The sequence below is a fragment of the Pseudomonas sp. NBRC 100443 genome (assembly GCF_030268185.1).
Lineage (GTDB): Bacteria > Pseudomonadota > Gammaproteobacteria > Pseudomonadales > Pseudomonadaceae > Pseudomonas > Pseudomonas citronellolis.
This window is the reverse complement of sequence record NZ_BSQE01000001.1, coordinates 393,684-408,003: the sequence shown is the minus strand read 5'-3', so window position 1 is coordinate 408,003 and position 14,320 is coordinate 393,684. Positions and strand designations below refer to the sequence as shown.

The window sequence follows — 14,320 nt, the reverse complement described above, 5'->3', positions numbered from 1 at the left end:
ACATGTCCAAGCAAGAACTCAGCACCGCTTCCGTTCTGGCCTTCGAGCGCAAGCTCGACCCGTCCGACGCATTGTTCAGCGCCGGGCGCTGGGAAAACCGTGGCGACTCCGCCGGCTGGACCAGCGTGGCCATCCGCGAGAAATCCGTACGCGGCACCATCTCCAACCGTCTGAAGACCAAGGACCGCGACCCGGCGAAGCTCGACGCCTCCATCCAGTCGCCCAACCTGCAGACCGTGGATGTGGCCAACCTGCCCAACGATGCGGACACCTTAAGAGTGCGCTTCACCTTGCGCGTGCTGGGCGGTGCCGGTACGCCGTCCGCCTGCAACGACACCGCCTACAAGGCCAAGCTGCTGGAAACCGTCGGCCAGTACGTGAGCAGCCAGGGCTTCGGCGAACTGGCGCGCCGCTATGCCGGCAACCTGGCCAACGGGCGATTCCTCTGGCGCAACCGCACTGGCGCCGAGGCCATAGAGGTCCACGTGCGCCACCTGCGCAACGGCGAAGCGGCGCAGAGTTGGACCTTCGACGCCTTCGCCCACAGCCTCCGCGCCTTCGACGACGGTGACGAACTGGACGGTCTGGCCGGCCTGATCGCCGAGGGGCTGGCCGGCCAAGGCCACGTTCTGCTGGAAGTCATCGCCTTTGCCCGCATCGGCGACGGCCAGGAAGTCTTCCCTTCGCAGGAACTCATCCTCGACCGCGGCGACAAGCGCGGACAGAAGAGCAAGACCCTGTACCAGGTCCGCGAGGTCGCCGCCATCCACTCGCAGAAGATCGGCAACGCCCTGCGCACCATCGACACCTGGTACCCCGACGAGGACGGTCTCGGCCCTATTGCCGTGGAGCCCTATGGCTCGGTGACCTCCCAGGGCAAGGCCTATCGCCAGCCGCGGGAGAAGCTGGACTTCTACAGCCTGCTCGACCGCTGGGTGCTGAAGGACCAGGCGCCAGCCCCCGAACAGCAGCACTTCGTGATCGCCAACCTGATCCGCGGCGGCGTCTTCGGCGAAGCGGAAGAGAAGTGAGCCATGGACCACTACCTGGATATCCACATCAGGCCCGATCCGGAGTTCCCCAGCCCCCAGCTGATGAATGCGTTGTTTGCCAAGCTGCACCGCGCATTGGTGGCACTGCCCGAGGAGAACATCGGCATCAGCTTCCCGGCCGTCGACGAGAAGCGCCCATGCCTCGGTAACCACCTACGCCTGCACGGAACCAGTGCCGCGCTAGATTCGTTGATGGCTCAACCCTGGTTATCCGGCATGCGCGACCACCTGCACCTGGGCGAACTGCTGCCGGTTCCCGCGGGGGCGCAGCATCGCCAGGTCCGCCGCGTGCAGGCCAAGAGCAACCCGGAGCGCCTGCGGCGGCGGCAGATGCGCCGCCATGGCTTCAGCGAAGAAGAAGCCAGGCAACGCATTCCCGACAGCGCCGCCCGCCGGCTCGACTTGCCCTACGTCCAGTTGCGCAGTCAGAGCAGTGGGCAGCACTTTCGTCTGTTCATCCACCACGGCCCTTTGCAGAGCCAACCGGTGGCCGGGCACATCAACCGCTATGGGCTGAGCGATGGGTGTACTGTTCCCTGGTTCTGACCCTTTTTTCCGGAGCCTTCTATACATCTTGGAAAATCAGTCACTTACAAGGGCCGTCGAAAAAAGGGATAGATGGGCTTAATGGCTGGTTTTCCTTTTAGCCACAAAGAGTTGGGAGCTTGAGTCTCTACTTCACTGCCGTGTAGGCAGCTAAGAAAATAGAAGCCGCCCGGATATTCGTCGTTCTCGACTTCACTGCCGTGTAGGCAGCTAAGAAAATGACCCGCAAGAAAAAGACCGAGGAAACCATCTTCACTGCCGTGTAGGCAGCTAAGAAATATACGGCTTGGATTCTTCAGCCGAGCTTCAACTTCACTGCCGTGTAGGCAGCTAAGAAATGCCCCGGCACCGCCGCATCCATGCGCTCGCCCTTCACTGCCGTGTAGGCAGCTAAGAAATCAGGCGTCGACCAGCGCGCCGTCCTGGTCCACTTCACTGCCGTGTAGGCAGCTAAGAAAATGGGGGAGCGGTCTGGCCGGTCGTAAATCCGCTTCACTGCCGTGTAGGCAGCTAAGAAAAGGTTGAGCAGTACCTGGCCAGCGGCGGCCACCTTCACTGCCGTGTAGGCAGCTAAGAAATACACCCCACTGATGAACGTCGACGCCATGAGCTTCACTGCCGTGTAGGCAGCTAAGAAAAACCCCGAGCTGGTCAAGACGGGACTGGACCTCTTCACTGCCGCGTAGGCAGCTAAAAAGCGCCGCCCCCTCGGAAGAGCATTCCTGCGCACCTCATTGCCGTACAAACAGACCGGCGCCCAGTCGTCTCCGCGCTGCCTATTGCCTTACTCGGCATAGCCCTCGGCGATGTGCTGGTCCTTCAGCTTCACGTAGTTGCCAGCGGTATAGGCGAAGAAGGACCGTTCCTTGTCGCTCAGCGGGCGGGCCTTCTTCGCCGGGCTGCCGACGTAGAGGAAGCCACTTTCCAGCACCTTGCCCGGCGGCACCAGGCTGCCGGCGCCGAGGATGACTTCGTCTTCTATCACCGCGCCGTCCATGACGATGCAGCCCATGCCCACCAGCACGCGGTTGCCGACGCTGCAGCCGTGCAGCAGGACCTTGTGGCCGACGGTCACTTCGTCGCCGATGGTCAGCGGGAAGCCGTCGGGGTTGTAGGGGCCGGCGTGGGTGATGTGCAGCACGCTGCCGTCCTGGATGCTGGTCCGGCTGCCGATGCGGATGCGGTGCATGTCGCCGCGGATGGTCACCTGCGGCCACACCGAGCTGTCGGCGCCGATTTCGATGTCGCCGATGAGCACGGCGCAGGGGTCGACGAAGACGCGTTCGCCGAGTTTCGGCGTTTTACCCTGATACGAACGTATGGCCACGATAGTTTTCCTTCAGGCTGCGGATGCCGTCGATTGTATTTAAGATGGCCGGGTGTTTCCTCAGCCAAGGTTGCCACCGTGAGCGCGAATCCCCTTCTGCAGTCCTACGACCTGCCGCCCTTCTCCGCCATCCGCCCCGAGCATGTGAAGCCGGCCATCGAGCAGATACTCGCCGACAACCGCGCCGGCATTGCGCGCATCCTCGCCGAACAGGGCGCCAACCCCAGCTGGGACGGCCTGGTGCTGGCCATGGACGAACTGCATGCGCGCCTGGGCGCGGCCTGGAGCCCGGTGAGCCACCTCAACGCCGTGTGCAACAGCGCCGAGCTGCGCGAGGCCTATGAAGGCTGCCTGCCGCTGCTCTCGGCCTACTGGACCGAGCTGGGCCAGAACCGCGAGCTGTTCAAGGCCTACGAGGCCCTGGCCGCCAGCCCCGCCGCGGCGAACTTCGACGTGGCGCAGAAGACCATCCTGGAACATGCCCTGCGCGACTTCCGCCTGTCGGGCATCGACCTGCCGGCCGAGCAGCAGAAGCGCTACGCGGAAATCCAGGCGCGCCTGTCCGAGCTGGGCAGCCGCTTCTCCAACCAGTTGCTGGACGCCACCCAGGCCTGGACCAAGCACGTCACCGACGAGGCGGCGCTGGCCGGGCTGACCGACTCGGCCAAGGCGCAGATGCAGCAGGCCGCGCAGGCCAAGGGCCTGGACGGCTGGCTGATCAGCCTGGAGTTCCCCAGCTATTTCGCGGTGATGACCTACGCCGACGACCGCGCCCTGCGCGAAGAGGTCTACGCCGCCTACTGCACCCGCGCCTCCGACCAGGGCCCCAACGCCGGGCAGAACGACAACGGCCCGGTGATGCAGGAAATCCTCGACCTGCGCCAGGAACTGGCGCGCCTGCTGGGCTACGCCAACTTCTCGGCGCTGTCGCTGGCGACCAAGATGGCCGAATCCCCCGAGCAGGTGCTGCACTTCCTGCGCGACCTGGCGGCGCGCAGCAAGCCCTACGCCCAGCAGGACCTCGACCAGCTCAAGGCCTACGCCGCCGAACAGGGCTGCGCGCAGCTGCAGAGCTGGGACTCCGGCTACTACGGCGAGAAGCTGCGCGAGGCGCGTTACAGCGTGTCGCAGGAAGCGCTGCGCGCGTACTTCCCGGTGGACAAGGTGCTGTCCGGCCTGTTCGCCATCGTGCAGAAGCTCTACGGCATCCAGATCCGCGAGCTGCATGACTTCGAGCGCTGGCACCCGGACGTGCGCCTGTTCGAGATCGAGGAGAACGGCCAGCACGTCGGGCGCTTCTACTTCGACCTCTATGCCCGCGCCAACAAGCGCGGCGGCGCCTGGATGGACGGCGCCCGCGACCGCCGCCGCGACGCCGCCGGCCAGCTGATCGCCCCGGTCGCCTACCTGGTGTGCAACTTCACCCCGGCGGTGAACGGCAAGCCGGCGCTGCTCACCCACGACGAAGTGACCACGTTGTTCCACGAATTCGGCCACGGCCTGCACCACCTGCTGACCCGTGTCGAGCACGCCGGCGCCTCGGGCATCAACGGCGTGGCCTGGGACGCGGTGGAGCTGCCCAGCCAGTTCATGGAGAACTGGTGCTGGGAGCCCGAGGGCCTGGCGCTGATCTCCGGCCACTACGAGACCGGCGCGCCGCTGCCCCAGGACATCCTGGAGAAGATGCTGGCGGCGAAGAACTTCCAGTCCGGCCTGATGATGGTGCGCCAGCTGGAGTTCTCGCTGTTCGACTTCGAACTGCACACCAGCCATGGCGACGGCCGCAGCGTGCTCGACGTGCTCAACGGCGTGCGCGACGAGGTGGCGGTGATGCGCCCACCGGCGTACAACCGCTTCGCCAACAGCTTCGCGCACATCTTCGCCGGCGGCTACGCGGCCGGTTACTACAGCTACAAGTGGGCGGAAGTGCTGTCGGCCGACGCCTTCTCGCGCTTCGAGGAAGAGGGCGTGTTCAACCCGCAGACCGGCGCGGCCTTCCGCGAGGCCATCCTGGCCAAGGGCGGCTCCCAGGAGCCGATGGCGCTGTTCATCGCCTTCCGCGGCCGCGAGCCGTCGATCGACGCGCTGCTGCGCCATTCCGGCCTGACCGGGGAGGCTGCGTGATGGCCGAGGTGAAGAAGCGCTTCATCGCCGGCGCGGTATGCCCGGCCTGCAGCGAGCAGGACAAGATCCTGATGTGGGACGAGGACGGCGTGCCGCACCGCGAGTGCGTGGCTTGCGGTTACGCCGACACGCTCAACGCCCAGGGGCAGTCGGTGCCGAAGGAGTTGGCTACGCGGGTCAATGCCAGTGGGTTGAAGAAGCCGGCTGATCCGAAGGTGCAGGGGGTGCAGTTTTTCCCTAATCCGAAGCTGAAGAAGAAGGATTGAGGTTGCTGGTGGGATTGGTGCTGGGGGTTTAGAGCGCCCTCTCCCTAACCCTCTCCCTGAAGGGAGAGGGGACCGTTCGGCGTGTTCGGGGGTTTCGGCGTTAGCCGGCAAGCTCAGCGACATCCGGCTGAAACCATTTCCTCTCTCGGCACGGACTAGCCCCCTCTCCCTTCAGGGAGAGGGCTGGGGAGAGGGAGCGGAGTCAACCCGACACACCAGAGCCACCGGCAAACCAGATTCGCGAGCAAGCTCGCTCCTACAACCCTCTCCCCCGCCTCACCAACCACTCCTCCAACGCCGCCGCCGGCAAGGGCCGCGAGAACAGGTAGCCCTGGGCCACCGGGTAGCCCTGCTGGCGCAACAGCTCCAGTTGCGCCTCGTCCTCCACCCCTTCGGCGACCACCATCAGTTCCAGGCTGCGGCCGATGTTCATCACCGCGTCGGTCAGCGCCTGCGCCGCCGCGCCGGCGTTCAGCTGGGCGACGAAGCTGCGGTCGAGTTTCAGTTCGCTGATCGGCAGGCGATGCAGGTAGCCCAGGCTGGAATAGCCGGTGCCGAAGTCGTCCATCGACAGGCGTACACCCAAGCCATCCACGGCGCGGAGGATGTCGAGGGTCGCCGGGTGGTTGTCCAGCAGCATGCCTTCGGTGATTTCCACCACCAGGTCGGTGCCGGCCAGGCCGTTGCGCTGCAGCAGGTCCTGCAGGCGCACCGGCAGGTCGGGGTCGCGGAAGTCGGCGGGGGACAGGTTGACCGCCACCGCCGGAACGTGGATGCCGCGCCGGCGCCAGTCGGCCAGTTGCCGGCAGGCCTCGCGCAGCACCCACTGGCTGAGTTCGCCGATGATGCCGCACTCCTCCGCCAGGGGGATGAAGCGGTTCGGCGCCACCGCGCCGAGTTGCGGGTGGCGCCAGCGGGCCAGGGCTTCCACCGCGTGCACGCGGCCGTCGTCCAGGCGCACCTGGGGCTGGTAGTGCAGGCTCAGCGCCTGGCGCTGCACGGCCTCGCGCAGCGCGCTTTCCAGGGCCAGGCGTTCCTGGGCGCGCTGGTTCATCTCTTCGCTGAAGAAGCGGTAGCTGCCGCGCCCACCATTCTTCGCCTGGTACATGGCGATGTCGGCGCGGTGCAGCAGCGTCTCCATGTCCCGGCCGTTACTGGGGAACAGGCTGATACCGATGCTCGCCAGGGTGATCAGGCTGACGCCGCCTACCCGGTGCGCCAGGGCCAGGCGGGCGAGGATGCGCTCGGCGATCTGCGAGGCGAGCAGGCCGCCGCAGTACGGCAGCACCACCACGAACTCGTCGCCCGACAGGCGCCCCACCAGGCCCTGCTCGCGCACCACTTCCTGCAGGCGCGCCGCCACCAGGCGCAGCAACTCGTCGCCGGCCGGGTGGCCGAGGGAATCGTTGATCTGCTTGAAGCGGTCCAGGTCGATGAACAGCACCGCCATTTCCGCCTCGTCGTTCTCGATGCGCGTCATCGCCTGCTCGGCCTCGGCCAGCAGCAGGCTGCGGTTGGGCAGGCCGGTGAGGGTGTCGTAGAAGGCCAGTTGGCGGATGTGCGCGCGGGCTTCCTCGCGCTCCAGGGCCAGGGCGCACAGCGGCAGGCTGACGTCCACCAGGCGCAGGTGCAACTCGTCCGGGCCGCGGCACTGCTCGTAGTAGAAGGCGAAGGTGCCGATGACGCGGCCCTCGCTGTTCTTGATCGGGCTCGACCAGCAGGCCTTCAGGCCCAGGGGGAGCGCCAGCTGGCGGTAGTCGTCCCACAACGGGTCGCTGGCGATGTCGCTGACCATCACCGCCTTGCCCCGGTAGGCCGCGGTGCCGCAGCTGCCGGCGTGGGGGCCCATGCGCGCGCCCTCGATGGACTGCGAGAAGGCCTCCGGCAGGCTCGGCGCAGCCAGCGGGTGCATGCGCCCCTGGGCGTCCACGCGCAGGATCGAGGCCTTGACCTCCGGGGCGATGCGCTCCACCTCGCGGCACACCAGGTCCATCACGTCCACCAGCGGGCGCTCGCGCACCAGGGCGTCGAGCACCTTGTTCTGCAGCACTTCGTGCAGCTTGGTGTGGGTGATGTCGGTGAGCAGCATCACCGAGTTCACCGGCTGGCCGCGGGCGTCGAGGATGGGGTTGGCCACCACCGAGCACCACAGCGGCCGGCCGATCAGGTCGCGCACCAGCTCTTCGCTGCGGAACAGCCCGGCGCCGGCCTGGCGCCAGCGCCGCACGCTGGCCTGGGGCACCTGCAGCAGCTCCGAGGGGTAGCGCCCCTGGGCCTGCTCGGCGTTCCAGCCGAACATGCGGCTGAAGCCGGCATTGACGTAGAGGATGCGCCCCTCGCGGCCGGTGACGATGACTGCGTTGTCGGTCTCGTTGGCGGCCAGCGACAGTACGTCCATCTGCTCGCGCTGGCGGCGCTGCAGGGTGCAGTCCTTGACGAAGGCGGTGAGCAGGCGCTTGCCGTCGAACTCGATGTGCGAGATCGACATCGAGCCCCACAGCCGGCTGCCGTCGCGGCAGCGCATCGGCACCTCGCTGCGGCTGCCGACGATGCCCTCGGTGTCCAGGCTGGCGTCCAGACGCGGACGCACCTCCCGAGGCAGCAGCAGGCCGACGTCCTGGCCCAGCACCGCCTCGCGGGAATAGCCCCACAGGCGCTCCGCGGCGGCGTTGAACAGCAGCACGCGGTTGTGCTCGTCCAGCACCACCACGCCATCGATGGCCTGTTCGAGAATCTGCGCGAAGACATCCGGGAGCTGGTCGTAGGGCATTGCTGGCATCCATCTCGGAAACGCACTTGGGCTTTCTTCCTGCATGACAGTGCCCTCGGGTGGCCCACCAGGAAAGCGTAGTGGTTGAAAGACCTGCACGGATAATAGCCATTTGACATATCACCTGGGGCGTCTATCCCGGAAACATTGGAGAACCGCAGCGCCGCCCGGCGGACTAGGCTATTAGGCATTTGCAGGAAGGAGCCGCCAGTGCCCCCTCGCCCCGCCCCCGACACCGCAGTCCCCGACAGGGAGCACAACGGACGTGCTTGACCGTTACCACCTGCTCCAGTCCCTGCGCGCCACGCGCGTCTCGCGCATGCCGGTGAACCCGGTGCTGCAGGAAGTGGCCACGCCCACCGGGCAAGTGCTGTTCTTCCTCCTGCTCGGCGGCGGCCTGGTCTACACCTTCGGCAACCTGGCCCTGGACATCCTCGCCCAGGGCGGCCAGCTGCGCCCCAGCGGCACCCTGCTGGTGCTGGCCCTGGCGCTGCTGATCGCCCTGGGCTTCGAGTTCATCAACGGCTTCCACGACACCGCCAACGCGGTGGCCACGGTGATCTACACCAACGCCCTGCCGCCGCAGCTGGCGGTGGGCTGGTCGGGGCTGTGGAACCTGCTCGGCGTGCTCTTCTCCAGCGGCGCGGTGGCCTTCGGCATCGTCACCCTGCTGCCGCTGGACCTGCTGCTGCGGGTGGACAGCGCCGCCGGCCTGGCGATGATCTTCGCCCTGCTCGGCGCCTCCATCCTGTGGAACCTCGGCACCTGGTGGCTGGGCCTGCCGGTGTCGTCGTCGCACACCCTGATCGGCTCCATCGTCGGCGTGAGCCTGGCCCACGGCGTGCTGAGCGGCGAACTGGGCATCGACGGCAGCGCCTGGGAGCAGTTGCAGAAGGTCGGCTACGCCCTGCTGCTGTCGCCGCTGCTGGGCTTCCTCGGCGCCGGCCTGCTACTGCTGGGCATGCGCGTCGTGGCGCGGCGCAAGACGCTGTTCAGCGCGCCCCAGGGGCGCCAGCCGCCGCCGCTGGGCATCCGCGCGCTGCTGGTGCTGACCTGCACCGGGGTGTCCTTCGCCCATGGCTCCAACGACGGGCAGAAGGGCATCGGCCTGATCATGCTGATCCTCGCCGCGCTGATGCCGCTGAGCTTCGCCGTCGACCGCGGCCAGGCGCCGGCCCAGGTGCAGCAGCTGCGCGAGCTGGCGCACCGGGCCGAACTGCAGCTGCGCCGGCTGGCCCCGGAAGACATCCCCACGGCCCCGCGCCGGGTGCTGCTGGACTACCAGAGCGAGCAGCGCCTGACCCCCGAGGTGCTGCCGGCGCTGGCCGCGCAACTGCACAACATAGGCGCGCGCCTGCGCGGCCACGACGACCTGAGCGGGCTGCCCGACGACGAGGTGCTGGCGCTGCACAACGAGCTGTATCTGAGCGTGGAGACCATCCGCCAGCTCGACCGCACCGAGCAGGTCTTCGACGTCGACACCTGGAGCACCCTGCAGGCCCTGCGCGACCGCAGCCTGGACACCGTCCAGTTCATCCCGCCGTGGGTCAAGGTGGCGGTGGCCCTGGCCCTCGGCCTGGGCACCCTGGTGGGCTGGCGGCGCATCGTCACCACCGTCGGCGAGGGCATCGGCAAGCAGCCGCTGACCTACGCCCAGGGCGCCAGCGCGCAGCTCACCGCGATGCTCACCATAGGCGCGGCGGACATCTACGGCCTGCCGGTGTCCACCACCCAGGTGCTGTCCTCCGGCGTCGCCGGGACCATGACCGCCAACGGCAGCGGCCTGCAATGGCAGACCATCCGCAACATGCTGCTGGCCTGGGTGCTGACGCTGCCGGCGGCGATCTGCCTGGCGGCGCTGCTGTACTGGTCGTTGCGGGTGTTGATCTGAGCATGAGCGCCGGCCCTGCCGGCGGCATCGCGGATGAATCCGCTCCTACAGGTACGGCCGTAGGATGGGTTGAGCGAAGCGATACCCATCACCATTCGTAGGGCGCACAACCGTTCGCGGTTGTACGCCGTTGCCCAACCCGATGTCGGGTTCGGAGCGCCTTGAAGCGGGGCTTCGGGTTTGGCTCCGTAGGGGGCCTGGGGCCATGGTCAAACGGCGGATAACCGCGAACGGTTATTCGCCCTACGCCCGGCCATCCATCGGCAGGGGCTGTCATTCGCATGGGAATACTGTATTTATATACAGTAAATTCTGGAGCCCACCCATGTCCTCTCCCCTGCCGCCGCGTGGCCGCGGCACCGCCAGCAATCCGCACAACCGCTTCGCGCCGACCCGCAGCGAGACCGAGGACGACGGCTGGTACCAGGACGAGGCGCCGCCCTGCCGCGCCACCGAGGTGCGGATGGAGCAGGCGAAGACGGTGATCAGCCGCAACCAGTCGCCGGACGTCGGCTTCGACCGCTCGATCAACCCCTACCGCGGCTGCGAGCACGGCTGCATCTACTGCTTCGCACGGCCCAGCCACGCCTACTGGGACCTGTCGCCGGGCATCGACTTCGAGACGCGGCTGATCGCCAAGACCAACCTCGCCGAGCGCCTGGAGGCGGAGCTGAGCAAGCCCGGCTACGTGCCGCGGCCCATCGCCCTGGGCATCAATACCGACGCCTACCAGCCGCTGGAACGCGAGCAGCGCCTGACGCGCCAGGCGCTGGAGATCCTGCTGCGCTTCCGCCACCCGCTGCACATCATCACCAAGGGCTCGCTGATCCTGCGCGACCTCGACCTGCTGGGCGAACTGGCCAGCCTCAACCTGGTCAGCGTGGCCTTCAGCCTCACCACCCTGGACAACGAGCTCAAGCGCATCATGGAACCGCGCACCGCCAGCCCCGGCGCGCGCCTGCGCGCCATGCGCACCCTGCACGAGCACGGCGTGCCGGTCAGCGCGGTGCTGGCGCCGATGATCCCGATGGTCAACGACATGGAGCTGGAACGCCTGCTGGAAGCCGCCCACGACAACGGCGCGCGCTCGGCCGGCTACATCCTGCTGCGCCTGCCGCTGGAGATTTCCGAGCTGTTCCAGCAATGGTTGCAGGCGCACTTCCCCGACCGCGCCGAGCACGTGATGAGCCTGATCCGCCAGAGCCGCGGCGGCAAGGACTACGACAGCCGCTTCGGCACGCGCATGCGCGGGGAAGGCGTGTTCGCCGAACTGCTGGCCAAGCGCTTCCAATTGGCCGCCCGCCGCCTGGGGCTGGACCGCCGCGACTACGGTGGGCTGGACTGCTCGCTGTTCCAGGTTCCGCGGGCACAGATGAGCCTGTTCTGAGGCGGCGCATTCACATCATCGGGCCATGATAGCTTGTCGGCATCATCGGCGATCTTGCCTTAAAGATGTCTGTAACGTGCGAGATAGAGCGTTTATTTAATTTTTGATTAATCTTCCTTGTCTAGGGTTGCCGACAGGATGACCAAACGGTCACGAACATCATTTCCCAACGTTTGTGTCTTTTCGCCATGTGCGAAACGTCGGCAAGCATGGGAAAAATCCATCGTCACTCTTCGAGGCTCATGCAATGAACGACAAATCGCACAGTGAGGAGCACATCACGGAGAATGCCGACGAGGCCCTGCGGCGCATCGTCGAAGGTTTCCGCCAGTTCCGCCAGGAGGTCTTCCCGCAACAGGAAGCGCTGTTCAAGAAGCTCGCCCATGCGCAGAACCCGCGCGCCATGTTCATCACCTGCGCGGATTCGCGCATCGTCCCCGAACTGATCACCCAGAGCTCGCCGGGCGACCTCTTCGTCACCCGCAACGTCGGCAACGTGGTGCCGCCCTACGGGCAGATGAACGGCGGCGTGTCCACCGCCATCGAGTTCGCGGTGATGGCCCTGGGCGTGCAGCACATCATCGTCTGCGGGCATTCCGACTGCGGCGCCATGAAGGCGGTGCTCGACCCGCAGACGCTGGAGCGCATGCCCACGGTGAAGGCCTGGCTGCGCCACGCCGAAGTGGCCAAGACGGTGGTCGAGCAGAACTGCGGCTGCGCCAGCCACGACACCCTGGACATCCTCACCGAGGAAAACGTGGTGGCCCAGCTCGACCACCTGAAGACCCATCCCTCGGTGGCCGCGCGCCTGGCCAGCGGGCAGTTGTTCATCCACGGCTGGGTCTATGACATCGAGACCAGCCAGATCAAGGCCTACGACGCCGAGGTGGGCCATTTCCGCCCGCTGGACGGCGAAGGCCCGATGCCCATGGCGACGCCGCGCCCGCGCTACTCGCAATCCTGACCCTCACGGGCACGGCGCCCACCTCCACAACGACAGCCGTGCCCGCTTCCTGACCTGACACCTGCCCGAACCCCGCGCCGGCCCGCCGGCGCGGCCTGACAACCTGCGCGTGTCGATGCCGCTGACCCGGCGTCGTGGGCTTTCTCGCGCCCGAAAAAGCCAAGGAGGACAGCGCCATGCCCGTTCCCCACCCCCTTCATGCGCCCCTGCGCGCCCTCAAGGACAACCTGCCCCGCGACCTGCTGGCCTCGGTGGTGGTCTTTCTCGTCGCCCTGCCGTTGTGCATGGGTATCGCCATCGCTTCCGGCATGCCGCCGGCCAAGGGCATGCTCACCGGCATCGTCGGCGGCCTGGTGGTCGGCCTGCTGGCCGGCTCGCCGCTGCAGGTCAGCGGGCCGGCGGCGGGCCTGGCGGTGCTGGTCTTCGAACTGGTGCGCAGCCACGGCATGGCCATGCTCGGGCCGATCCTGCTGCTGGCCGGGCTGATCCAACTGGTCGCCGGGCGCCTGCGCCTGGGCTGCTGGTTCCGCGTCACCGCGCCGGCGGTGGTGTACGGCATGCTCGCCGGCATCGGCATCCTCATCGTGCTGTCGCAGGTCCACGTGATGCTCGACCTCCAGCCACAGGCATCAGGGCTGGACAACCTGCTGGCGTTCCCCGGCGCCCTCGCCGCCTCGCTGGGCAACGGCCCGCAGGCCCTGGCCCTGGGCCTCGGCACCATGGCGCTGATGTGGGGCTGGGAACGCTTCCGCCCGGCGCGCCTGCGATTCCTGCCCGGCGCCCTGCTCGGGGTGAGCGCGGCGACCCTGGCGAGCCTGGCGCTGCCCATGGACGTGCTGCGGGTGGAAGTGCCGGAACAGCTCAGCCAGGCCATCGACTGGGTCCGCCCGGCCGACCTGCTGCGCCTGGCCGAACCCGAGCTGCTGCTGGCGGCCCTGGCGGTGGCCTTCATCGCCAGCGCCGAGACGCTGCTCTCCGCCGCCGCGGTGGACCGCATCCACCAGGGGCCGCGTTCGGACATGGACCGTGAGCTGTCCGCCCAGGGCGTCGGCAACCTGATCTGCGGCCTGCTCGGCGCGCTGCCGATGACCGGGGTGATCGTGCGCAGCTCGGCCAACGTGCAGGCCGGCGCCCGCAGCCGCCTGTCCGCCATCCTCCACGGCCTCTGGCTGCTGGCCTTCGTCGCCCTGCTCGGCGGGCTGCTGCGGCAGATCCCCATCGCCAGCCTGGCCGGGGTGCTGGTCTACACCGGGCTCAAGCTGGCCGATCCCAAGGCGCTCACCGGCCTGCTGCGCTACGGGCGGATGCCGGCGCTGGTGTACCTGGCCACGGCTTTGGGCATCGTCCTCACCGACCTGCTCACCGGCGTGCTGGTGGGCTTCGCCCTGACCCTGCTCAAGCTGGCGCTGAAGGCCGCGCGGCTGAAGGCCAGCCTGCACTACAACGGCGCCGGCGACGAAGCCGAGCTGCGCCTGGTGGGCGCCGCCACCTTCCTGCGGGTACCGCAGCTGGCGCGCCTGCTGGACCAGGTGAAGCCGGGCACCACGCTGCACGTGCCGCTGCAGCACCTGCGCTACATCGACCACGCCTGCATGGAGCTGCTGGAGGACTGGGGCCGCGCCGCGGCGGCCAAGGGCTGCCGGCTGAGCCTGGAAAGCCACAGCCTGCGCCGCCGCCTCGAAGGCCGCGCACGGCGCGAGGCGGGAGCGGCAGGTTCGTAGGATGGGTTTCTGCTGTCATGCCGCGACACGCATGACAGCCGGATCGCGGATGAGATCCGCTACGCCGCGCTACCCGCGCTCGGGGCCTGCGGTCCCCTCTCCCTCCGGGAGAGGGCAAGCCCGAGCACCATTCCCATGCAGGAGCGCACCCTGCGCGCGAAATCGTGGGCAGGGCCCGCCTACACCTCCAGGGAAGCACGGCTTTTCGTAGGATGGTGTTGAGCGAAGCGATACCCATCACCACGGCAGCATGGGTATCGCAAGCTCAACCC

Annotated in this window: 10 protein-coding genes and 1 CRISPR repeat array; of the genes, 8 read left to right on the top strand and 2 right to left on the bottom strand. The window is 67.5% G+C overall.

Going from position 1 to position 14,320, the window contains the following annotated elements:
• The first annotated feature begins 2 nt into the window (after positions 1 to 2).
• Positions 3 to 1,031, top strand: a complete 1,029-nt coding sequence (gene csy3, locus QSJ95_RS01815; protein WP_285639492.1) for a type I-F CRISPR-associated protein Csy3 — start codon at positions 3 to 5, stop codon at positions 1,029 to 1,031.
• A 3-nt stretch (positions 1,032 to 1,034) separates the two neighbouring features.
• Positions 1,035 to 1,598: a type I-F CRISPR-associated endoribonuclease Cas6/Csy4 gene (gene cas6f, locus QSJ95_RS01810; RefSeq protein WP_285639491.1), complete on the top strand. Its 564-nt coding sequence runs from the start codon at positions 1,035 to 1,037 to the stop codon at positions 1,596 to 1,598.
• Positions 1,599 to 1,728: 130 nt separating this feature from the next.
• Positions 1,729 to 2,296: a CRISPR direct-repeat array (repeat unit 28 nt; unit sequence CTTCACTGCCGTGTAGGCAGCTAAGAAA).
• An 86-nt stretch (positions 2,297 to 2,382) separates the two neighbouring features.
• Here the strand turns inward: cas6f and QSJ95_RS01805 are convergent.
• Positions 2,383 to 2,925: a gamma carbonic anhydrase family protein gene (locus tag QSJ95_RS01805; protein WP_285639489.1), complete on the bottom strand. Its 543-nt coding sequence runs from the start codon at positions 2,923 to 2,925 to the stop codon at positions 2,383 to 2,385.
• A 78-nt stretch (positions 2,926 to 3,003) separates the two neighbouring features.
• Between QSJ95_RS01805 and prlC the strand changes: the two genes are divergently transcribed.
• A complete protein-coding gene (prlC, locus tag QSJ95_RS01800) occupies positions 3,004 to 5,049 on the top strand; it encodes an oligopeptidase A (protein WP_285639487.1) in 2,046 nt (681 codons plus the stop codon).
• A complete protein-coding gene (locus tag QSJ95_RS01795; protein WP_285639485.1) occupies positions 5,049 to 5,315 on the top strand; it encodes a YheV family putative zinc ribbon protein in 267 nt (88 codons plus the stop codon). The genes prlC and QSJ95_RS01795 overlap by 1 nt, the downstream gene beginning before the upstream one ends.
• Positions 5,316 to 5,571: 256 nt before the next feature.
• On the opposite strand, the gene QSJ95_RS01790 is transcribed toward QSJ95_RS01795, so the two are convergent.
• The gene (locus QSJ95_RS01790; RefSeq protein ID WP_285639483.1) at positions 5,572 to 8,085 is read right to left on the bottom strand and encodes an EAL domain-containing protein; all 2,514 of its coding nucleotides are present in this window, start codon (positions 8,083 to 8,085) and stop codon (positions 5,572 to 5,574) included.
• Positions 8,086 to 8,404: 319 nt separating this feature from the next.
• On the opposite strand from QSJ95_RS01790, the gene QSJ95_RS01785 reads away from it, so the two are divergent.
• The 4 genes from QSJ95_RS01785 (at position 8,405) to QSJ95_RS01770 (ending at position 14,048) form a co-directional block, all read left to right on the top strand.
• The gene (locus QSJ95_RS01785; protein ID WP_502945256.1) at positions 8,405 to 9,976 is read left to right on the top strand and encodes an inorganic phosphate transporter; all 1,572 of its coding nucleotides are present in this window, start codon (positions 8,405 to 8,407) and stop codon (positions 9,974 to 9,976) included.
• 325 nt (positions 9,977 to 10,301) lie between these two features.
• On the top strand, positions 10,302 to 11,363 hold the full coding sequence (locus QSJ95_RS01780) for a PA0069 family radical SAM protein (protein ID WP_285639479.1): 1,062 nt from the start codon (positions 10,302 to 10,304) through the stop codon (positions 11,361 to 11,363).
• A 247-nt stretch (positions 11,364 to 11,610) separates the two neighbouring features.
• Positions 11,611 to 12,327: a carbonic anhydrase gene (locus tag QSJ95_RS01775; RefSeq protein ID WP_285639477.1), complete on the top strand. Its 717-nt coding sequence runs from the start codon at positions 11,611 to 11,613 to the stop codon at positions 12,325 to 12,327.
• A 176-nt stretch (positions 12,328 to 12,503) separates the two neighbouring features.
• Positions 12,504 to 14,048, top strand: a complete 1,545-nt coding sequence (locus QSJ95_RS01770) for a SulP family inorganic anion transporter (protein ID WP_285639475.1) — start codon at positions 12,504 to 12,506, stop codon at positions 14,046 to 14,048.
• The last annotated feature ends 272 nt before the right edge of the window (positions 14,049 to 14,320 follow it).